The organism is Flavobacterium sp. 22659 (assembly GCF_052044235.1).
GTDB classification, from domain to species: Bacteria; Bacteroidota; Bacteroidia; order Flavobacteriales; family Flavobacteriaceae; genus Flavobacterium; species Flavobacterium johnsoniae.
Map to the genome: position 1 here is coordinate 1 of NZ_JBQEMU010000031.1, position 21,239 is coordinate 21,239.

Annotated in this window: 23 protein-coding genes and 1 pseudogene; 19 read left to right on the forward strand and 5 right to left on the reverse strand. The window is 40.9% G+C overall.

Going from position 1 to position 21,239, the window contains the following annotated elements; all coding sequences use genetic code 11:
* The 18 genes from ACTJIW_RS22485 to ACTJIW_RS22570 form a co-directional block, all read left to right on the forward strand.
* Positions 1 to 2,160, forward strand: a 2,160-nt coding sequence (locus tag ACTJIW_RS22485) for a DUF7507 domain-containing protein (RefSeq protein ID WP_440718484.1), incomplete at its 5' end; no start/stop codon positions are given.
* A 324-nt stretch (positions 2,161 to 2,484) separates the two neighbouring features.
* Positions 2,485 to 2,925, forward strand: coding sequence for a hypothetical protein (locus ACTJIW_RS22490; protein WP_440716383.1), 441 nt, complete (start codon positions 2,485 to 2,487; stop codon positions 2,923 to 2,925).
* A gap of 169 nt (positions 2,926 to 3,094) precedes the next feature.
* A complete protein-coding gene (locus tag ACTJIW_RS22495) occupies positions 3,095 to 3,391 on the forward strand; it encodes a DUF4134 domain-containing protein (protein WP_440716419.1) in 297 nt (98 codons plus the stop codon).
* Entirely contained in the window at positions 3,391 to 3,705 is a 315-nt protein-coding gene (locus ACTJIW_RS22500) for a DUF4133 domain-containing protein (RefSeq protein ID WP_440716384.1), read from the forward strand. The genes ACTJIW_RS22495 and ACTJIW_RS22500 overlap by 1 nt, the downstream gene beginning before the upstream one ends.
* Before the next feature lie 33 nt (positions 3,706 to 3,738).
* Positions 3,739 to 6,210 carry a TraG family conjugative transposon ATPase gene (locus ACTJIW_RS22505; protein ID WP_440716385.1) on the forward strand — a complete coding sequence of 824 codons (2,472 nt, stop codon included), beginning with the start codon at positions 3,739 to 3,741 and terminating at the stop codon, positions 6,208 to 6,210.
* A gap of 9 nt (positions 6,211 to 6,219) precedes the next feature.
* On the forward strand, positions 6,220 to 6,903 hold the full coding sequence (locus ACTJIW_RS22510; protein ID WP_440716386.1) for a conjugal transfer protein TraI: 684 nt from the start codon (positions 6,220 to 6,222) through the stop codon (positions 6,901 to 6,903).
* 23 nt (positions 6,904 to 6,926) lie between these two features.
* Complete coding sequence (locus ACTJIW_RS22515) at positions 6,927 to 7,541, forward strand: hypothetical protein (protein WP_440716387.1); 615 nt, start codon at positions 6,927 to 6,929, stop codon at positions 7,539 to 7,541.
* A 9-nt stretch (positions 7,542 to 7,550) separates the two neighbouring features.
* Entirely contained in the window at positions 7,551 to 8,192 is a 642-nt protein-coding gene (locus tag ACTJIW_RS22520) for a TerB family tellurite resistance protein (protein WP_440716388.1), read from the forward strand.
* 70 nt (positions 8,193 to 8,262) lie between these two features.
* On the forward strand, positions 8,263 to 9,396 hold the full coding sequence (gene traJ, locus ACTJIW_RS22525; RefSeq protein WP_440716420.1) for a conjugative transposon protein TraJ: 1,134 nt from the start codon (positions 8,263 to 8,265) through the stop codon (positions 9,394 to 9,396).
* 22 nt (positions 9,397 to 9,418) lie between these two features.
* A complete protein-coding gene (gene traK, locus ACTJIW_RS22530) occupies positions 9,419 to 10,039 on the forward strand; it encodes a conjugative transposon protein TraK (protein WP_433811303.1) in 621 nt (206 codons plus the stop codon).
* Between the two features lie 6 nt (positions 10,040 to 10,045).
* Entirely contained in the window at positions 10,046 to 10,246 is a 201-nt protein-coding gene (locus tag ACTJIW_RS22535; protein WP_440716389.1) for a hypothetical protein, read from the forward strand.
* Positions 10,247 to 10,320: 74 nt separating this feature from the next.
* Entirely contained in the window at positions 10,321 to 11,592 is a 1,272-nt protein-coding gene (gene traM, locus ACTJIW_RS22540) for a conjugative transposon protein TraM (protein ID WP_440716390.1), read from the forward strand.
* Positions 11,593 to 11,613: 21 nt separating this feature from the next.
* Positions 11,614 to 12,471 (forward strand): conjugative transposon protein TraN, encoded by an 858-nt coding sequence (gene traN / locus ACTJIW_RS22545; protein WP_440716391.1) that lies wholly within the window; start codon positions 11,614 to 11,616, stop codon positions 12,469 to 12,471.
* Between the two features lie 28 nt (positions 12,472 to 12,499).
* Complete coding sequence (locus tag ACTJIW_RS22550; protein ID WP_440716392.1) at positions 12,500 to 13,282, forward strand: hypothetical protein; 783 nt, start codon at positions 12,500 to 12,502, stop codon at positions 13,280 to 13,282.
* 5 nt (positions 13,283 to 13,287) lie between these two features.
* Entirely contained in the window at positions 13,288 to 13,599 is a 312-nt protein-coding gene (locus ACTJIW_RS22555; RefSeq protein ID WP_012024761.1) for a hypothetical protein, read from the forward strand.
* Complete coding sequence (locus ACTJIW_RS22560; protein WP_440716393.1) at positions 13,596 to 13,931, forward strand: helix-turn-helix domain-containing protein; 336 nt, start codon at positions 13,596 to 13,598, stop codon at positions 13,929 to 13,931. Before ACTJIW_RS22555 ends, ACTJIW_RS22560 begins: the two co-directional genes overlap by 4 nt.
* 164 nt (positions 13,932 to 14,095) lie before the next feature.
* Positions 14,096 to 14,464 (forward strand): hypothetical protein, encoded by a 369-nt coding sequence (locus tag ACTJIW_RS22565; protein ID WP_440716394.1) that lies wholly within the window; start codon positions 14,096 to 14,098, stop codon positions 14,462 to 14,464.
* Between the two features lie 420 nt (positions 14,465 to 14,884).
* Complete coding sequence (locus ACTJIW_RS22570) at positions 14,885 to 15,718, forward strand: T9SS sorting signal type C domain-containing protein (RefSeq protein WP_012024764.1); 834 nt, start codon at positions 14,885 to 14,887, stop codon at positions 15,716 to 15,718.
* A 352-nt stretch (positions 15,719 to 16,070) separates the two neighbouring features.
* On the opposite strand, the gene ACTJIW_RS22575 is transcribed toward ACTJIW_RS22570, so the two are convergent.
* The 5 genes and pseudogenes from ACTJIW_RS22575 to mnmE form a co-directional block, all read right to left on the reverse strand.
* Positions 16,071 to 16,460 (reverse strand): hypothetical protein, encoded by a 390-nt coding sequence (locus tag ACTJIW_RS22575; protein WP_440716395.1) that lies wholly within the window; start codon positions 16,458 to 16,460, stop codon positions 16,071 to 16,073.
* 203 nt (positions 16,461 to 16,663) lie between these two features.
* A pseudogene (locus ACTJIW_RS22580) lies at positions 16,664 to 16,726 on the reverse strand (cold-shock protein); the annotation flags it as partial.
* Between the two features lie 123 nt (positions 16,727 to 16,849).
* Positions 16,850 to 17,998 (reverse strand): tyrosine-type recombinase/integrase, encoded by a 1,149-nt coding sequence (locus ACTJIW_RS22585; RefSeq protein ID WP_440716396.1) that lies wholly within the window; start codon positions 17,996 to 17,998, stop codon positions 16,850 to 16,852.
* Positions 17,985 to 18,557: a helix-turn-helix domain-containing protein gene (locus ACTJIW_RS22590; protein ID WP_440716397.1), complete on the reverse strand. Its 573-nt coding sequence runs from the start codon at positions 18,555 to 18,557 to the stop codon at positions 17,985 to 17,987. Before ACTJIW_RS22590 ends, ACTJIW_RS22585 begins: the two co-directional genes overlap by 14 nt.
* Positions 18,558 to 18,811: 254 nt before the next feature.
* The gene (gene mnmE / locus ACTJIW_RS22595) at positions 18,812 to 20,212 is read right to left on the reverse strand and encodes a tRNA uridine-5-carboxymethylaminomethyl(34) synthesis GTPase MnmE (protein WP_440716398.1); all 1,401 of its coding nucleotides are present in this window, start codon (positions 20,210 to 20,212) and stop codon (positions 18,812 to 18,814) included.
* 182 nt (positions 20,213 to 20,394) lie between these two features.
* Between mnmE and ACTJIW_RS22600 the strand changes: the two genes are divergently transcribed.
* Positions 20,395 to 21,228, forward strand: a complete 834-nt coding sequence (locus ACTJIW_RS22600; RefSeq protein WP_012024769.1) for a universal stress protein — start codon at positions 20,395 to 20,397, stop codon at positions 21,226 to 21,228.
* Positions 21,229 to 21,239 lie beyond the last annotated feature (11 nt).

The window sequence follows — 21,239 nt, forward strand, 5'->3', positions numbered from 1 at the left end:
GATGGAGTCTGCGAGAATCTTCCCGGCACCCGGCAGGCCGTAACGGTAACAGTAAACGCTTTAGGGCAGGCTTCGGACATCGCCGTACCGGGTGCCGTAATCTGTTCAGGGTCTGCTGCATCGCTTACCGCCTCGTCTGTTACAGTGACAACGCCTGTATTTAATTGGTATGCCGATCAGACCAGCGGTGCCATTTTGAAAACCGGTGATACTTACGATGTTGTACCGGCAGCCACCACCACTTATTATGTAAGTGTCAGCGGCGATGGAGTCTGCGAGAATCTTCCCGGCACCCGGCAGGCCGCTACTGTAACGGTAAATCCTTTAGCAGTATCTGCTGATATTACAGCCTCGGTATCGAATCCTTCCGTTTGTACGGCAGGCACCTCTACCATAACAGTGTCAAGCGGGATCAGCAATCCTATATTCAATTGGTACCAAGATGCCGGTTTATCCGTACTGCTTTTTACGGGAAACGTATTTGTTACGCCTTCTCTTACTGCAAATGCATCGTATTATGTGACCGTACAGAATAACGCCGTCTGTGAGAACAGTATAGGAAATGCACTTCAAGTGGATATCAATGTGATCCCATGTTCTGATATTGCACTTACTAAAACAGCAGGCAGCCTTTCTCCTTTTGTCGGCAGCCAGATTGATTTTACCATCACCGTTACAAATAATGGACCCGATAACGCGGCGGGAGTAAGCACCAAGGATGTACTTCCTTCCGGATATACTTTTGTCAGTGCTGACAACGGGGGGACTTTAACCGGAAACACCATTACATGGCCGGCTTTAAGTATAACGGCCGGAACATCAGTGGCGCTGCAGTATACAGTGAAGATCAACGCTTCAACAGGAAGTCCTGATGAGTATAAAAATGTGGCTCAAATTATTGCTTCAGATAACTTTGATCCCAATTCGACCCCAAACAATAATGATCCGTTGGAAAACGATCAGGATAGTGAAACTATTACGCCAATAGTACCAATGCCTTCCCTTGAGGTATTAAAAGATGGTGCGTTTTCGGCGGCTGATGATACAAATGGGGATGGTTTTCCTGAAGCAGGCGAAACCGTTACATACACCTTTACGGTTCTCAATACCGGAAATATCAGATTAGAAAATGTAAAAATAAATGATGCGTATATTGGTGTGGCAAATCTTATTACGTCGCCTGATATACTAGAACCAGGGCAGACAGGGAATGCTCAGATACAGTATACTATTACACAGACTGATATTGAAAGCGGCGTGATTTACAACAGTGCAATAGGTCAGGGGAACACTGCTCCCACAGCGGATGATCCTGACGGCACTCTTGTCAATGATACTTCAACAGATCCTACCAATCCGTCCACGCCGGGTGATCCGTATTATGATCCGGCATGTCCAGACTGTACGGTAGTTCCATTACCAAATAATCCCAAAATTGCAATTGTAAAACAGATAGCCGCTTTCAGCGGAGATCTTAATAATGCCAAGGCGGGAGATAGGATCAGTTACTTGTTTACGGTAACTAATGCTGGAAATACGGTGTTAAACAATATACGGGTAAACGATCCAATGCCTGGGTTATCAGCCCCGGCTTTAGATCCCGCCAGTACAGCAGACAGCACGGGAGATCTTAACGGAAACGGAAGTCTGGATTTGAATGAGATATGGCTTTACAGGGCAGAATACACCATTACGACAAATGATATAGCTAAAGGTCAGGTAGTGAATCAGGCTCTGGCAGAAGCAACAGGGCCGCCAACACCGGCAGATCCGGCAGGAAAAGAAGTCTCTGATCTCTCTGACGGCTCTTCCCCGGCAGGAAACGGCCCGACAGTACTGGATATTCAGGGCTGTCAGATAATTGTGCACAATGCATTATCACCAAATGGAGACAGTCGTAATGATATTTTTAAAATCGATGGAATTGAATGCTATCCGCAGAATACCGTTGAGATTTACAACCGCTGGGGCGTTATAGTGTTCCATACCGATGGATATGATAATGAAGGGAATGCATTTAACGGCTATTCCAACGGTAGAGCCGTTGTAAAGCAGAGCGCAGGACTTCCTACAGGAACCTATTATTACATAATCAAATATCTTGATTCTGGCAGCAACCAGCAAAGTTATGCGGGATACCTTTATTTAAGCATGCAGTAGCGGTGTATCCGCTTGCTCAAATAAGACAAAGGAATTTAGATGAGTTTTAAACCTTTGCTTATTAATCCGGAATAATTTAAAGATGAGCCTCGCGCTCATCTTTTTTTTTAGGATTTGTAAGGGAACTGATAGATCAGTCAGGAGCGTTCACTCTGGGCATTACATCGTGATCCATTAGATTCACTCACTTTGCAATGGGTACAGAAGGGTACAGGAAAAGTTGTACTTGCAGAAGCTGTATTTCAAACGTTCCTTTGTCCTGTAAAACGATCAGAATTAAGACTGATTTTTTGAACGGATGTTTAATGATTAAATAGAGAGGTTATGCTCAGTACAATTTCATGGGAAGCTTATTGGATTACGGTTATCGTTTTGGTTGTTTTGTGGTACGGATTTGTGATTTTGCGATCCTATCCTGAGAAACTGAAGGACATTTTTAAAGGCGCCGGCAGGCCTGATTCTGATCAGGTAAAAAAAAGCAAAGCCGGTCCGTTTGCCCAGTACAATGAATCATTCAGCACTCTTGAAGACGCTGAAGAATTGTATCCTAAAATACTAGAGGTGTTTATTGAAAGTAATGATCGAGGTATTTCTAAAACGGAGTTTTGTCATTATCTGCAGTTTATATTCGCTGCATATCCTTTTGTAAAGCAGTCTGCTTTGCGTGAGAAAATAAATTCCCTTGTGGTTTTGGAAAGCCGGAAATATCCAGAGTTTGTACTTACTGAGGCAGAGGTGGACGGTTTATGGGAAAGTGAAGAGTAATCTTAAACAGAGAATGCCCCTGTTCGCTCTAGTGCGGTATGGCAGTTAGTGACAAAGAAATAGGTGTTGTAACAGCGGTAGTTCTCTGTTTTTATTTCAAGTAACAGTTTAATTTAAATGATAGGAGATGAGAAGGTGGAATTGGAAATTAAAATTCGTATGGAGCAGGATGAAAAATCTCGGTGCTTCCTCGCTTTTGATGCTGCTGGTCAGTCTGAAAGTTTACAGTCAGGACGGGGTTGCGGGAATCAACGAGGCCAACCAGAAGGTACGCAGTTATTTTGATGCAGGCACCGAACTAATGTATGCTGTGGGAGCTATTCTCGGGCTTATCGGAGCGGTTAAGGTGTATCAGAAATGGAATGCCGGAGATCCCGATACGGGCAAGGTAGCCGCAGCCTGGTTTGGCAGCTGTGTATTTCTTGTGGTGGTGGCAACGGTAATCAAATCCTTTTTTGGAGTCTGATGGCCGGCAGTATTTACCAGATCAATAAAGGCATTAATCGAAGCATTGAATTCAAGGGGCTGAAGGCGCAGTATATCTGGTATTTAGCAGGTGGCATGGTGATGCTCATGATTGTGTTTGCGGTGCTGTATATCATCGGGCTTCCTTCTGTTTTGTGCATCGGATTGGTTGGAGCTGCAGGTGCTTTTCTGGTATTCAAGATTTACAGCTTGAGCCGAAAGTACGGCCAATACGGCCTGATGAAAGCCCTGGCTTCCCGGCAGGTTCCCAGGTATGTAAAGGTGAGAAGCAGGGCTGTTTTTATTAAGTTATAGTTATGGAACGTTGAGAACACAAGTGGAGGGAAGATGGAGAAAAGGATGGAAGAAATACTGCCGATTATGGCAGTGGAGCACGACTGTATTGTGTCAAAACAGGGCGATGTAACGGTGGTATTCAAGGCGGAGCTGCCCGAGATTTTCACGCTGTCGGATCAGGAGTATGAGGCATTTCACCAGTCGTGGATCAAGGCTGTAAAACTGCTTCCCAAACATAGTGTTTTTCATAAACAGGACTGGTTTTTAGAGAAGAAGTATAAAGCGGATTTTTCGGGTTTGGACTGTAGTTTTCTAACCAGAAGCAGTGAGCGTTTTTTTAACGAAAGGCCTTTTCTGGAGCATTGCTGCTACATCATGCTGACCAAGAAACCAGCCGGCCGGAAAAATTCAACTTCGGTATTCTCCAGTCTGATTAAAAATACCTTAGTGCCGCAAGAAACTCTAAGTATGCCGCTGCTGCAGGATTTTATAGACTGCACCGGTCAGTTTAAAAGGGTTATGGAAGACAGCGGTTTTGTCAAACTGACCCGTCTGAACAATAATGCCCTTACAAGCGAGAGCAGAAGAAAGGGACTGGTGGAGCAATATTGTTTTTTATCGGAGCAGGAAAACACTTTTGTTTTTAATGATCTGAGCTTTGAGAATGGATTGACTGTTGGGGACAAACACTGCCAGCTTTTTACTTTGGGAGATGCGGCTGATCTGCCGGGTTTGTGCGGCTCGAGAATCAACTTTGACCGGTATTCGACTGATAAAACCAAATTCAGTGTGGGTTTTGCTTCCACGCTCGGACAGCTTTTGTCCTGTAATCATATTTACAATCAGTACCTCTTTATTGAAGATACGCAGAAGACCCTGCAAAAACTGGAAAGCAAAAGGCTGCGGCTTCAGTCCTTGGCGGCATACAGCCGGGAAAATTTGATTGCACGGGATGCAACAAATGATTTTCTCAATGAAGCCCTTTCGCAGCAGAGACTTCCCGTCAAGGCACATTTTAATGTGCTGGCCTGGAGCACGGATACCGAAGCGCTGAAAGAAATTAAAAACAAAGTTTCCTCGGCACTGGCGCAGATGGATGCGGCAGCCAAGCAGGAAACTGTTGGGGCGCCGCAGATCTACTGGGCCGGTATGCCGGGAAACGCGGCGGATTTTCCCATGAACGATACCTTTGACACCTTCACGGAACAGGCCGTCTGTTTTTTGAATATGGAGACAGGATATAGATCGTCTTTAAGCCCTGTTGGAATCCGCTTAGGGGACAGGCTTACCGGAAAACCGGTTCATGTGGATATCAGTGATGAGCCCGTCAGGATGGGGATCTGCACCAACCGCAATAAGTTTATACTGGGACCTTCCGGAAGCGGGAAATCTTTTTTTACCAACCATATGGTACGAAGCTACTATGAGCAGGGAACCCATATCGTGCTGGTAGATGTCGGGCACAGTTACAAAGGGCTGTGTGATATGGTCGGCGGTTATTATTTCACCTATGATGAAAGGAACCCGATCCGGTTTAATCCTTTTTATATTTCAGAAGGGGACAATTTGGATACCGAGAAAAAGGAAAGTATTAAAACACTGCTTTTGGCACTCTGGAAAAAAGACGATGAAACCTTTAACCGAAGCGAGTATGTGGCGCTTTCCAATGCACTGCAGCTGTATTATGAAAAGCTGGCTCTCAACGGTGATATTTTTCCCTGCTTTAACAGTTTTTATGATTTTTTGAAAGCGGATTTTGTATCGATTTTATCAGATGATAAAGTGAAGGAAAAAGACTTTGATGTGAGCAATTTTCTCTATGTACTGCGTCCCTATTACAAGGGAGGCGAGTTTGATTACCTGCTCAATGCCACAGAGAATCTTAATCTTTTAAAGGAAAGGTTCATTGTCTTTGAACTCGATAACATCAAGGATCATCCGATTCTTTTTCCGGTAGTCACCATTATCATTATGGAAGTTTTTATCAATAAGATGCGAAAACTCAAAGGCATCCGCAAGATGATTCTCATTGAAGAAGCCTGGAAAGCCCTGATGAAGGAAGGTTTTGCAGAGTATATCAAGTATCTTTTTAAGACAGTGCGTAAGTTCTTCGGAGAAGCTGTCGTGGTGACCCAGGAGGTGGAGGATATTATTTCTTCTCCTGTCGTGAAACAGGCCATTATCAACAACAGCGACTGCAAGATCCTGCTGGATCAGAGCAAATACCAGAACAAGTTTGACCAGATACAGGAACTGCTCGGGCTTACGGAGAAAGAAAAGGCACTGGTGCTTTCAGTCAATAAGGCCAATGATCCGGCTCGAAAATATAAAGAGGTATTTATATCTCTTGGAGGCATGCTCTCTAAAGTATACCGGACAGAGGTGTCGCTGGAAGAATATTTGGCCTATACCACAGAGGAGAGTGAGAAGGTGAAGATGAATGCCTATGCATCTAAGTTTGGCGGGGACATCAAAAAAGGGATCGCCGCAATGGCTCAGGATATAAGAAACGGAACAAAATGACAAGGAAAAATGAAAAAGAAAATACTACTGTGTTTGGTGTGCCTGCTTCTGGCCGGCAGTCCGGCAAGACCCGCTAATACTGCGGCAGTACTTCCTATACTGGAAATAGTCAAGACGGTGACGAAAAAAGTGATCAAGGCGATTGATCTGAGGATTCAGAAACTGCAGAACAAAACCATCTGGCTGCAAAATGCACAAAAGCAGGTGGAGAATGTGCTGTCTAAATTAAAGCTTGATGAAATCTCGGACTGGACGCAAAAACAGAAAGAGCTCTACAAAGGCTATTATGAGGAACTGACAAAAGTAAAATCGGTAATTACCTATTACCAGAGAATAAAAGAGATTAGCGTGAAGCAGACCCGATTGATCAGGGAGTATGAAAAAGCCTGGAACCTTTTCAAACAGGACCAACATTTTAAGGAGAACGAGATTCAGTACATGGACCGCGTCTATTCGGGGATTCTGGATGAAAGCCTTAAGAACATTGACCAGATCTTTTTAATTCTGGATTCTTTCACCACCCAGATGAGTGATCTGAAAAGACTGGAACTGATCAATACGGCAGCAGACCAGATCGAGGCCAATTATCATGACTTAATACTGTTTAACCAGCAGAACATCATGCTGAGCCTTCAGCGGGCAAAAACGGAAGCGGATCTGCAGCAGGTGAAGCAATTTTACGGTATTCGGTAATTGAAAATAAAATAAAATAAATCATGAAAAGAATGATTGCAGCAGTGCTGCTAGTACTGTTTTTTCAGCCTGTTGTACAGGCTCAGGCCAAGCAGCGAAAAGAGCTTCTCCTTCAGATTGCGGCACTTCAGGTCTATATGGATTATGCAAAGAAAGGCTATGCAGCTGTGTCTAAAGGCCTGAACTTTATTGGAGATGCCAAGAAAGGTGAACTGAAACTGCATGGGGATTATTTTACCTCGCTTTTGAAGGTCAATCCCAGGGTCAGGAATTATTATAAGGTTGGGGAGATTATCGCGCTGCAGTTGAAAATCATGAAGAACTGTAAAAAGAACTTAGCCGGTCTAAAGACTTCAGATCTGTTTTACGGGGATGAGCTGGATTACATCGAGCGTTCTTTTAACCGGCTTTTTGAAAATTGCAATCGGACTTTGGAGGAACTTTTAGTGCTTACCATCGATGCAGGGCTGGAACTGAAAGACGACCAGAGGATAGAGCGCATTGATGCGCTCCATGAAAGGATGCTTTCGGATTATACATTTTCTATTTCCTTCACTAATGAAGCCAGACTGCTTTGTATTTCCAAAGCAGGTGATCAAAAGGTTGCAAAGGTTGTGAAGGACATTTATGGACTATAAGCTAAAGAGATGAAAAAGATTTTGATTACGATACTAATACTGGTGCTGTGCTTGGGTTTGGTGCCTCAAAGAACATCGGCCCAGTCAGCCGAGATACAGCAGCTTGTTTTAAACATCGAGAAACTGTCCCAGTTCAAGAAGATTTTAAGCGATATGAAAAAGGGATATGAGCTGCTGTCCGGAGGCTACAACACCGTGAAGCAGATGTCTGAGGGAAACTTCAGTCTTCATAAGACTTTTCTCGATGCGCTGCTGCAGGTCAGCCCTGCGGTAAAAAATTATAAAAGGATCGGGGACATAGCCCATTTTCAGCAGCTGCTGGTAAAGGAAAGCAGAAACGGTCTGAATCGCTTTGTAAGCAGCGGGAGTTTCAGTCCGCAGGAGACCGCGTACTTTGAAAAAGTCTATGGTAATCTGTTACAGCAGAGCCTTAGGAACCTGGATGAACTTCTGATGGTGGTAACGGCCGATAAACTCCGAATGTCGGATGATGAGAGACTGCAGGCGGTAGACGGCCTTTATCTGCAGATGCAGGAAAAATTGTTATTCCTGCGCAGCTTTAATAAAGAAACCAGCGTACTGGCGCTTCAAAGAGTGAAAGAAACGGTTGATGTGCATGCTTTGAGAAACCTTCAGGAATTAAAAAACTAAAGTGATGAACAGTTACCAATCTTTTATACGCATGTTTTTTAATGTTTTTGTAGTACTGCTGCCTGTATGTATGCAGGCTCAGGCACTGGGCGGCGATAGTCAGAACCTGCATTCTGTTTTGGAACAGCTCTATGAGCAGATGATGCCTTTGTGCGGTAATCTGCTTGCAGTCGGGCAGGGGATAGCCGGGTTCGGTACGATCTGGTATATTGCTTCCAGGGTCTGGCGGCATATTGCCAATGCAGAACCCATTGATTTTTATCCGTTGTTCCGGCCCTTTGTAATCGGGTTCTGCATTATGATATTTCCATCAGTGCTGGCCCTTATCAACGCAGTGATGAAGCCCGCCGTTACCGCGACCGCTGCCATGGTTACGGGGTCGAATAATGCTGTGGCGGTGCTTTTAAAAGAAAAGGAAAAAGCAATACAACAGACCGATTCCTATAAAATGTACGTGGGCGTTACAGGAGCCGGGGACCGGGACAAATGGTACAAATATACCCATGATGAAGATCCTTCCCAAGAGGGCATGCTGGCAGGAATCGGCAACGATGTGAAGTTTGCCATGGAAAAGGCATCTTATAATTTTAGGAATTCTGTGAAGCAATGGATGAGCGAGGTTCTGCAGCTATTGTTTGAAGCGGCAGCACTCTGCATTGATACCTTAAGAACTTTTCAATTGGTGGTACTCTCCATTTTGGGACCGCTGGTATTTGGAATAGCGGTTTTTGACGGATTCCAGCATACCCTTACCGTCTGGCTGGCCCGATACATCAACATTTACCTCTGGCTTCCCGTCGCTAATATTTTTGGAAGCATTATTGGTAAAATCCAGGAACTCATGCTCAAACTGGACCTGTCCCAGGTACAGTCCTCGGGCGATACGTTTTTCAGCAGCACCGATAGCGCTTACCTTATTTTTATGGTAATCGGCATTATCGGATACTTCACGGTTCCCTCGGTAGCCAACTATATTGTGCATGCTGCAGGAGGAGGGGCACTGGGGCAGAAAGTCACCAGTCTTTTCAGCAGTTCGGCTTCTTCTGTCGTTTCGAGCACATCACAGGGAGCCGGAATGGTATTGGATGCTATGGGAAATACTGCAGGAAGAATGTACCAGAGCATGGCTTCCTCGGCGGGAAGTTCCCCCTACTTTAAAGAGAAAGGGAACTACCATCACGACAGGCTGAAAGGAAATTCCTGATAACATCTAAACAAATTGAATCATGTTTACCAAAATGAAAAATATAGACACGGCATTCCGCTATGTGAGAGGATTTACCATGCTGGTGATTGCGGGCTGTGTCGTGATATGCTGTTATACGCTCTACAAAAGTTTTGAGTCCGTAACACTCATGCAGAATAAGGTGTATGTACTGGCCGCCGGAAAAGCGCTTGAAGCCTACGCGTCGGAACGAAAAGACAATGTAGAGGTGGAAGCGCGTGATCACGTAAAAACCTTTCATCAATTCTTCTTTACCCTGGATCCCGATGACAAAGTGATTAAAACCAATATCACCAAAGCTCTGTATCTCGCTGATGACAGCGCCAAAAGGATTTACGATGATCTGAAAGAAAACAACTTCTATTCGGGGATTATATCAGGAAATATAAGCCAGACCATTCAGGTTGACAGCATCAGGGTGGACGTGAAAGACTATCCCTACCGCTTTACCTGTTTTGCCCGCCAGCACATTATACGGACAACCAGCATACTGAAAAGAAACCTGATTACCCAAGGCAGCCTGCGCAATGTCTCCAGAAGCGATAACAATCCCCACGGATTTTTAATCGAACGGTTCAGCACCATTGAAAATAAAGATCTGACGGTAGAGAACAGAAAATAAAGAGCCATGAAACCAGCATCGAATAAACCGGGACTGCTTTTCCTATTTGATAAATATTATCAGGCAGTGCAGGACAGGTGGGTGAGAGGGATGAATACTTTAACGGAAGGACGCTCCAGAAGCACACTGCTTTTGCTGCTGGTTTTCTTTGTCCTGTCTGCAGGAATTTACCTGATATGGAATCTTTACGCCTCGTTTAGCGGGTAATATATGGGCGTTAGGAAGTGATCGCCGATGGCTTTTACAGTATACAAGGACTTTTAATTTTAAATAGTACAATCATGATAGAGAAAACACCATCCATTAAAGCAGATAAAAAGCGTAAAATGTTTCTGGCAATGCCCTTTATAACGCTTCCTTTTATCACTTTTTTATTTTACACGCTGGGAGGCGGCACCAGGCAGTCGGCTGCTGAGCCTGCTGACCGTAAAGGGTTTAATGTAAAGCTCCCCATTCCCAAATTTAAGGAAGATGCGGCGCTGGATAAAATGAGTTATTACGATCAGGCAGCTGTAGATTCCATGAAACTTCAGGAACAGATAAAAAAAGATCCCAATTATGCAGGCCGACAGCTGTTGGGAGAACTGCCTCAGGATTGGGGAGAGGATGATTTTAAAACAAATGCCTTCCCAAAAAGGGGACAGGGACTGAATTCCTTTCAGGATCAAAAAGAGCGGCAGGTATATGAAAAACTTGAGGCATTACAGAAGATAATACAACAGCCCGCTGCACCGGATCATTACGGTCAGGATATGAGAGAATTTGAAAACTACGGCTCGTCTGATGAACTTTCCGCGCAGATCAAGAATTTAGAGCAGCAGATTTCCGCCATGGGCACATCGCAACAACCCGATCCCGAACTCCAGCAGCTAGGCGGGATGCTGGAGAATATTCTAGATATCCAGCACCCTTCAAGGGTAGAGGAAAGGTTAAAGCAGCGTGCCGCTGTTAGAAAAGAAAAAAGCTTTACGGTTATCCGTAAAAAAGAAGATGAGAATATGACTTTGCTGCAGCAGGATGTCGTGATTTTTCCTTTGAAAGCCAATGCATTTTATACCGCTGATGAGATTCAGGATGCGGGGCATCCGCAAAATGCTTTGGAAGCGGTACTGCATCAAACCCAGAGCATTATCAACGGATCGGTGGTAAAACTCAGACTGGTTACCGATATTATGCTGCAGGGAATTCTGGTTCCTAAGAATACTTTTTTATACGGAACCGCCTCTTTAAAAGGGGAACGGCTGGAAATTACCATTGCCAATATTCAGTACGACGGTTCGATTTTTCCCGTCGAGCTTGCAGTGTATGATCTGGACGGCATGAACGGCATTTATATACCCGGTGCCATTAACAGGGATGTGGCTAAGGCTTCGGCAGACCGTTCCATCCAGACGCTGGGACTTACAGGGGTAACGGACTCCTGGGGAGCGCAGGCGGCGGGAATGGGAATTGAAGCGGCGAAAAGTCTGATGAGCAGGAAAGTGAAACTGGTCAAGGTTGTCGTGAAGGCAGGCTACCGGGTGCTGCTGTATGATGAGAAACAGAAAAATTGAAAATAACCAAAAGAAATGAAGATGAAAAGGATGATAAAAGGGAATTGGTTTTTGCTTCTTGCAGTGTGTTTAAATGCGGTATCGGCCTTTGCCCAGTTCAGCACGCAGCAATGCAGTTTAAACGCTGAGCAGCTCAAAAATGTGCAGATTGCCCATTCAAAAACAACCAGTATTGTTTTTCCTTATGCAGTGAAAAGTATTGATAAAGGCAGCGCTGATGTTTTGGTACAGAAAGCGAAAGGAGTAGAGAATATTGTGCTTGTAAAAGCAGCAAAGCAGGATTTCACCCCCACCAACCTTACTGTTGTTACAGGGGATAACAGGCTGTATGTTTTTATGCTGCAGTATGATGAAACCTGTGCTGATTTAAATGTAAAGGCAGATCGGTCTTTTTTGGTTAATGAAGAAGTTTTGTTTTCCATGGACAATGACAACCAGAAGACTATCGAAGAGTATGCCGCACTGGCACTATCCAAAAAGAAAAAGATCCACGGACTGAGCCGGTCAAGATTTGAGATGCAGCTGCGTGTGACCGGAGTTTTTATCCATCGGGATGTGCTGTATTTCAGGCTCGTGCTGGGCAACAGATCCAAAATAGGGTATGATATCGATCAGCTTCGTTTTTTTATACGCGACCAGAGAAAATCAAAACGGACTGCCTCGCAGGAGATCGAAATACTGCCCTTATACTGTACATCTCCGTTGTCCGCCGTTCCTGATGCCTCTGAACTCACGCTGGTCTATGCGGTACCTAAGTTTACGATTCCCGAGAAAAAATACCTCACCGTGCAGCTTATTGAAAAAAACGGCGGCAGGCAGATTGAAGTGGATGTTAAGCATGAGGATCTTATTGATCTGGATATTCTCAATAGTTTGTAAATCAATATTAATTTAAAAATAGTATATCATGAATCAGAAGAATTTGGAATTTTTAGTTGATCAGATCAAGTACACCGGTTTCGGGGATACGTTGACACCTGCGCTGAAAGAGCAGATGGAAAAAGGGGAAAAGGAATTTACTATAGCGCATGAAGCTTCCTTTGGGAGCGGCACATTGTCTTCGGAGCTGTCTTTTAAAAAGTCGGACCAGAGTGAGCTGTATTTCTTTAATTCCTATAAGGCAGCACTGCAGAAGGAAGGCGCATCACATGCCCCTGAGCAGATTTTTTATGTCAGCAAAGACAATACCTTTACCATGAAAGAAGCTTTTAACCTGCTGGAGGGAAGGGCAGTCAATAAAGACCTTCGAAACAAAGAAGGAGAAATGTATAATTGCTGGACAAAATTGAATTTTACTGATGCCGAAAGTAATGGTAATTTCAAAATGAACCAGTACCATCAGAATTACGGCTATGATCTGGAAGCGGCAGTGTCCAAACATTCGATCAAGGAACTGGAGACCCCGAAATTTAAAGAAGATCTTCTAAACTCTTTAAAGAAAGGCAACCTGCAGTCGGTCACTTTTGTGGTTTCGGGTGTGGAAAGTAAGATGTATATTGAAGCCAATCCCCATTTTAAAACCGTGAATGTTTATGATGCAAATAGGCAGCGCATCAACCATCGAGAAAGCAAAGCCGAGAAACAGCAGCAAGGGGAAGATAAATCGGTATCCAGAGAACAGAAGAAAAACGTGGAAGGTGTGAAAGGGCAAGAGGAAAGGAAAAGAAACAAACAGTCGCATTCAATATAAAGATGATGGAAAGTTTACAGCCCCTGCTGGATTTCTTTTCTGCAATTGAAAAGGACTTTCGGATCAGCAGCACGCACATTGCCATTTATGCGGCGCTGCTGCGGTACCGTTCCCTTAAGGGTTTTATCAATCCTATTGAGGTTTTTAGAGTGGAGCTGGTTCCTGCGGCTAAAATTTCTTCTAAATCAACCTATCATAAATGCCTGCAGGAACTGCATGAGTACGGCTATCTGCGGTATGAACCTTCCTTTAAGAAAACCAGGGGCAGCAGAATATATTTTTTTGATTTTGAAATTAGTAAAACACATCTCTTATGAAACCATTTACTTTTGAAGATCTCCCTAATATCCTGGGAACACTATCCCTGCGAGTGGAAAATATAGAACGTCTCTTAAAAGAGATCCAAAACCGCTTCCCTGAGGATGAGGATGCGGGTCTGATGACCATCATTGAAGCCTCAAAACTGATCCGGCTTTCGGTTGCCACAATATACTCGAAAGTCTGCCGCAATGAGATTCCGGTAAGCAAGCAGGGCAAACAGCTGTATTTTTTAAGATCGGAGCTTTTGGACTGGATTAAGGCCGGACGGATCAAAACGATTTCAGAACTGCAGACGGAAGTAGATCAGAAATGCAAAAACAGGGATTGAATTTGTCCCTGTTTTTTGTTTTTATTCTAAGCAGGTTCTTTTTAGCGCAGTACTTCTGCAGTAGTACAATTCTGTATGGTATGTTAATGTTAGAATTTGGAACAATTTGATTTCATTTCGTGTCTGGTTTTGTAACTAATTTTGCTTTTTTAAATAACAGCATTATGACAGCACAGGAAGAAAAAAAAACGGATGCTTTTATACTGGCATCCACCAGGTTGAAAAGCACCTCAAAGGAATATCTGGCAGTAAAGACACTGCTGGAGCATGGAAATCTTTTGTACTGTTTTTTGGGGAAATGGGAAACACTGGATCTCACTAAGATATTCATTCAGATGCAGTTCACTTACCAATATGTGACCGGAGGTATTCAATTGCGTGAGAACAGTAAAGAAGAATACTATGCTAAATTTATAAAGCCTAAACCCGCTTTGCCGTCCGACTATTATCCAAATACTGTATTGGCAGTGAGAAAGATGGAAAAATATGATGAAAGCCAGCCGGGCTGGGTAGATAAAAGGACTAAAAAATAGGTGCTCAGCACACTTTCGTACAGACAATACTGTAACACTTTGGATCAGAAAAGATTCTGATACTTCTTTTAACACCGAAGACGGCCTATAAGTTTCCCATTTTTCTTTGCTTGAAATTTTAACTAATTTATTTAATGGGAATTCTAATTTGTATGAAAAAAATCGTACTTTAGATAAATCTCTGAACGTTTAAAGGTTAATTAATCAGATAAACAGCATCCTTTGCTGTTTAATAGTGTTGCAGCATTTTGCTTTTCTGCTGTTAACTGAATAGTGTGCTTTAATGTAATGTCAAAAAGAATCCTTGAAGTTGTCCTTAGTAAAAGGACGGCTGAGACGTAACTTGACAGCGGTGTAAGGAATTTTAGATTTTTTATTAAATAATTTTTAGTACTGTCATTAATTTTAAACTAGGGTCTTATGAAAAAACTTTACTTGTCGTTTGTGCTGCTTTTTCCTATTCAGTCTGTTCTTTTCTCTCATTCTGTTCAAGCTTGTGGACCTATCGTCACACAGAGCGGTAACGTTAAAAACAATGTCAGTTTATCTCCCGTATTCTCTGATGGGATAGAATATGAAAGACACCGTGTCTGGCTCAATTTGACCAATTCGCAGGGTTTATTCAAACAGATCTTAATTGCTTATGTGACAGGGGCTACCAATGGCTACGATCACAATTATGATGCTCCGACCATGGACGCCAATAAGTATGCTGATTTTTTCAGCATTATCGAATCCAATAAGCTGGTGATTCAGGGGCGTGCCGTGCCGTTTGATGTCTCCGATACCATTCCTGTGGGATACAGGTCGGAAATTACTGGAAAGCTGACCATTTCCATTGATCATACCGATGGCGATTTAGATGTGCTGAATATTTACTTAGAAGACAAAGAAACCGGTACTATGCATAATTTAAAATCGGGCAGTTATACTTTTTCAACTCTCTCCGGCACGTTTACTGATCGTTTTGTAATCCGCTATATAGCAGATAAAAAATTAGGAATAAATGAAATGGAAAAGCAGCTGCAGCATCTCAGCGTGGCTTCAAAAAATCAGGTCATCAGTGTAAAATCATTTCCTGCAGCTTTAAAGAAAGTTTCTGTTTTTGATATTACCGGAAAATTACTCTACAGCAGTCCGCATCTTGGATCTTCCGAACTTGAAATAGCAAACATTCTTACCGGTCCGCAGATTCTACTGGTCAAAACTACCTTAGAGAATGAAAATATAGTAACCAGGAAGGTGATTTTTTAAGTTTGAAGCATAGAAAAGCGCTAAAAAAAGAAAGGCTTAAAAATTGGCTGCCAAGATGCTGTGCCGACTACCATGAAAGGGTATGTCTTAGATAGCAGGGATGGATAAATTCCAAAACCCAATAAACGGTGCAATCAAGGTCAAATATCTGCAAATTGAAAGATAGTACACCTTTGCAGATTTCAAATATAACTGCAGCGGCACTATTGGAGCAATAGGAAAAGCAGAAGAGAACTGTTTCGGTTTTTCAAAACATCATTGTTCATTATTTGCACCGTGCCGCATCACACATACTTGTTTTAAAATAAAAAGCCCGCATTGTCAATGCGGGCTTTTTATTTTATTTTGGTAATTATACCCTTTTTACACCAGAAATTCTCTGTTTCAAGTTTTTTGCGGACATATAATTGTTGTAGTTAACTATATAAGATTTTGTTACACAATTGCCAATATGCCAATGACTTGTTGTTCCTATTTCCCAAGAATATGTTATTGTTGTAAAATCAACATTTTCGTAACATTTTGAGTTAAGTATTTCCTCTAATTTTAGAAAAATTTCATCTTGATTATCGTCAATAATTTTTTGTATTTGTTTATCTGATAAGAATTCGTTCTCTTCATGATCATAAGAAATCATTATTACCTGACCCTGATTTTCAATTATAGATTCCATCTCTTTTTCATCTTTAGCATAACCTACCAAAAATTTTCTTTGCCCTATTTTAACTTCTTTTACCGCCATGTTTTTCTTTCAAATTTAAGGACAATATAAACTCATTTTTAATTTGTCGTTAGTTTTAATTTTTTCAAGATATTATGAAATAAAAAAGCCTTACAATATAAGTAAGGCTAAGTTTTAACTTTTTGCTTCATTTATCATTTCAATTATTTCTTCAGGTACCAAAGATATAAAAATGAACTTTATCATATTCTCATTAGAGCACTTCATAGATCTGAAACATGAACAAAAACTTGGTTCCCGCCATTATTTGGTGCAATAAATCCAAATCCTTATTTCTTCATTAAAGATTTTACAGTAATTTATTGCATCTTAAAATTTTAATTTTTTCAAATTTGGTATTTTAAAAAGCGGCCGTTTTTTTGAAGTGCTTTTGTCAGGGCAGTCCTTTATTATTTCAAAGTTATTCTCTGGCTTGCTTCCCGTTTTTTCTCATCAATGATTTTAGTGTAAATCTGTGTCGTTTTGATGCTTTTGTGACCCAGCATTTTGGAGACTGTAAAAATATCCGTGCCTGAAGCAATCTGAAGAGTAGCATATGTATGCCTGAAACAATGAAAAGTGATGTGTTTGACAATACCTGCCCTGGCAATCCATACTGGCAGTGCCCTGTCTACATCCCACTTTTTTAAATCGAAAAAAACTTTCCCGGTTTTTACCGGCTGCGCCTTTTCTGCAAGTATTTCATAAGCTTCATTTGATATTGGAATGGTCTGAAGGCCTTCTGTCTTCTTTTGCTTGAATCGTATGTAATAACCGTCGTCTTCTATAAACATAATCTCTTCCCAGGTGAGTTTAGCAATATCGGAATACCGAAGGCCTGTCAATACCGAAAATTTTGAAATCTGGTGTACTATTCTTTTTGGACATGGAGTGCTGAATAATTTCTTGGCTTCTTTTAAAGTTAAAAAATTGCGCTGGGATTCCTGCTCTTTTATAGAATCAATCCCTGCATTAATATCAGTTCTTAGTTTTTGTTCTTTGTAGGCATTTTTGAGAGTGGTTTTTAGTTTATTATGATAAGAAAGGGCAGTGTTTCTTGCGATGGTGCTGCTGTTATTTTTTCGGTTTTTCGCTTTTAATAAGTATTCTTTATAATCTTCTATAAGGGTCACTGTCACTTCTTTAAAGGTTAAGTCATTTCCGTTTAAAAAAGCTTCAAAATGTACAATGGCCGTATCCCATATCAGACGGTTTTTTCCAACTTTTTTATCTCTTATCTTTTTGAAATACTCCAAAAATGAGCCTCTGCTGATTCTTTGAATTTCCAATTGCTCTTTCTCAAACTCATTATATACGTCGTCCTTGCGTAGTTCATTCTGCCTGCGGATCTGAATGAGCTGGGCAGTTTGAAGGCTCTCTGTGTTTGCAATCTTCTCAAGCTGATCTTTAGGTTTATCGAACAGATACAGTTTAAGAAATTCACGTCTGGTCAGCTCATTAGTCTCTGCATTTTGGATCGGCGGATAAAAATCCAGATAAAGTGATAATTTCCCATTTGCGATCTTCTTTTTTCTCAATGTTACATTAGTCTTTTTCATAATCTCCTGCATTAAATATAATATCGATATCTCTTTTAGCCACGTAATTAAATTTTCCGATGGAATATTTAGCCAGTCCGTGTCTCTGGATCAGCGTATAAAGTGCGCCTGCTGAAATTTTAAACTTCTGCTGTATCTGCATTATGTTGTAACAATTCTCTATTCCCGGAAATTCCTGAACAGGCCGCAGCAGTGCCTGGTCTAAAGGAGTTGAAAAGAAGCTGTCCAGATCACATCTTCGGATAATAGTTCTTCTTCCGAACTTTGCGATATCAAGTTCACCCCGCGCAATGAGCCTGTATATGGTCCTTTTGCTGATGCCGAGCAAATTACTGGCCAAATTAACATCGATATAATCTTTGGCTTTAATTGCTTCTAAATTGACATTTTTTACCTGTTTTGTCTCGTTTTCGCTTCTGTCAATTTTTGCCTGCCGAACCCTTGCTTTATAGGCCCTGGAGCTGCATTTAAGCGAACAGTAAAGTGTTTTTGTTGTGCGTGCTGTAAACTCATTTTTACAGAATTCGCAGATTCTGGTAATCTCGATTTTTGAACTCATAGAAATTGGACTTTAAGTGTCCCACTGTGTCTATGTGTGTCTCTACGTGCCATCATTTGTCCAAAAAAAATTTTTTTTTGTACCTCGCAAAAACGAGGTACAAATGAGGTACAAATGAGGTACAAATGAGGTACAAATTTAATCAAAACATCAACTAATATCCAAAAGAAAACGAATATAAAAATCGAGTTAAAACATTGTTTGTCAATATCTTAACTCGATTACTTGTTTTTATTTTGTGATATTTTGTCCCTTTACTTGCCAATACAGAAATTTGCAAAGATATTCCCTAGTAATTCGTCGTTGGAAACCTGACCTGTGATAAGTCCGAATTGATATAAGGCTTCTTTAATATCAAGTGCAATTAAGTCACTTGAAAGATTGGTTTCAAGACCAAACTTTACTTTTTGTATTTCATCTAAAGCTTTTAATAAAGAATCATAATGTCTTGTATTTGTAACAATTGTTTCATTATTTCGTAATGCTCCTGTGTTTACAAATAATAATAATTCGTTCTTTAATTCTTCAACGCCAATTTTTTGTTTTGCCGAAATCAATAGAAGTTTCGCGTTTAAGTTTTCGAGCTTTTGTGTAATATTTAAAACTTCATCTTCAGATAAAATATCCTTTTTATTGACCACAATAAGAAGTGGTTTTAAAGGATATTTGTTTTTAATTTGTTCAATTTCCGAAACAAATTCTGAACTCGATGCTTTAAATTTTAAACCATCAAACAAATAAATAACCACTTGTGCCTGATCTATTTTTTCGAAAGTTTTCTTGATTCCAATACTTTCTACAACATCTTCCGTTTCGCGTATTCCGGCTGTATCAATAAATCTAAAACCAATACCGCCAATAACCAGCTCATCTTCAATTGTATCACGGGTTGTTCCGGCAATGTCAGAAACAATTGCTCGCTCTTCATTTAATAAAGCATTTAATAAAGTCGATTTACCAACATTAGGTTCACCAACAATGGCAACCGGAATTCCGTTTTTAATAACATTTCCAACAGCAAATGAATCAATTAAGCGTTTTAAAACAAATTCAATTCTGTTTAATAATTCATGGAACTGAGTTCTGTCGGCAAATTCCACATCTTCCTCTGCAAAGTCCAATTCAAGTTCAATTAAAGAAGCAAAATTTAAAAGCTCTTCTCGCAATTTGGCAATTTCATTGCTGAAACCGCCTCGCATTTGCTGCATGGCAATTTGGTGTGAAGCTTCATTGTCAGATGAAATTAAATCGGCAACAGCTTCTGCCTGAGATAAATCTAACTTCCCATTTAAGAAAGCTCTTAAAGTAAATTCACCGGCATCGGCCATTCTGCAGCCTTTTCTCAATAATAATTGAATAATCTGCTGCTGAATATAAGTAGATCCGTGGCATGAAATTTCTATTGTATCTTCTCCAGTATACGAATTAGGGCCTTTAAAAACAGAAACCAAAACTTCGTCAAGTGTTTTTCCGTTGTCAACAATATGCCCCAAATGCAAAGTATGCGTTTTTTGCTTCGTTAAGTCTTTGTTTTTGATAGATTTAAAAACAGAATTTCCTATTGAAACAGCTTCAGCGCCCGAAATACGAATAACAGCAATAGCTCCGGCTCCGGATGGAGTAGCTAATGCAACTATAGAATCTTGATTTATCATGCTGCAAAGGTATGAAAAAAGCAGAAAATTGTAAAGTCTTAATAACCGGTAGTTTGATCAGATTCTCTACATAAAATAGTGTTTTATTAAGAAAAAATTAAGTGTTAAATTCCTGATAATTATCAGTTCAATTTGTTTTTAGAATGATTAAATTTGAGTAACAAACCTAAAATCTCAACAAAATGAAAAAGATATTATTCCCCACAGATTTCTCTGAAGCAGCAACAAATGCGTTTGTACATGCTTTAGAATTTGCAAAAATTGTCAAAGCCGAACTTGTTTTATTACACACATTTGAGATTCCGGTTTATGACAGCCAGTTTTTTCCAGAAAATTATGCGTCGATATACAGTTCTATAGAATTGGCAAAATTTGAAATGTTTAAAGACGAAATTCCAAAACTGCGCGCTATTGCAGCAGAACGTAAATTGGATGATATTGTAATAAAGCACCGTTTAATGGACGGCGACTTAATTTATAACTTAAGAAATGCAGTAGAAGAAGATCAGATTGACTTTGTTATTATGGGTACAACTGGTGTTTCAGACTGGACGAAGTTCTTTACAGGGTCTAATACAAATTCGGTTATTTCAGAAGTGAAAGTTCCCGTTTTGTGCGTTCCGGTAGATGCTAAATTCAAGAAAATCAAAACCATTGGTTTTACAACAAGATATCGTGAAAAAGACAAAGCCGAACTTAAAAAAGTGCTGAAAATTGCTAAAAAAACAGATGCAAAAGTCAAAAGTCTGTATGTTAAAACTTCAAGCACAGATGTTTCTGATGCAACAATAAAAGAGTGGGAAAGAGAGTTTGCAAATGATAATGTAGAATTCCTGGTTCTGCCAAGTGATGAAGTTAAAGAAACCATTCTTGATTTTATTCTTTACAAGGACATTGACATCCTGACTACAATTACGCACAAAAGATCTTTCTTTGAAGGAATTTTTGATTCTAGTTTTAGCCAAAAAATTACAAAAGAGGTTTCTATTCCAGTATTGATAATGCATGAGAATTAAATTCTGCTGTA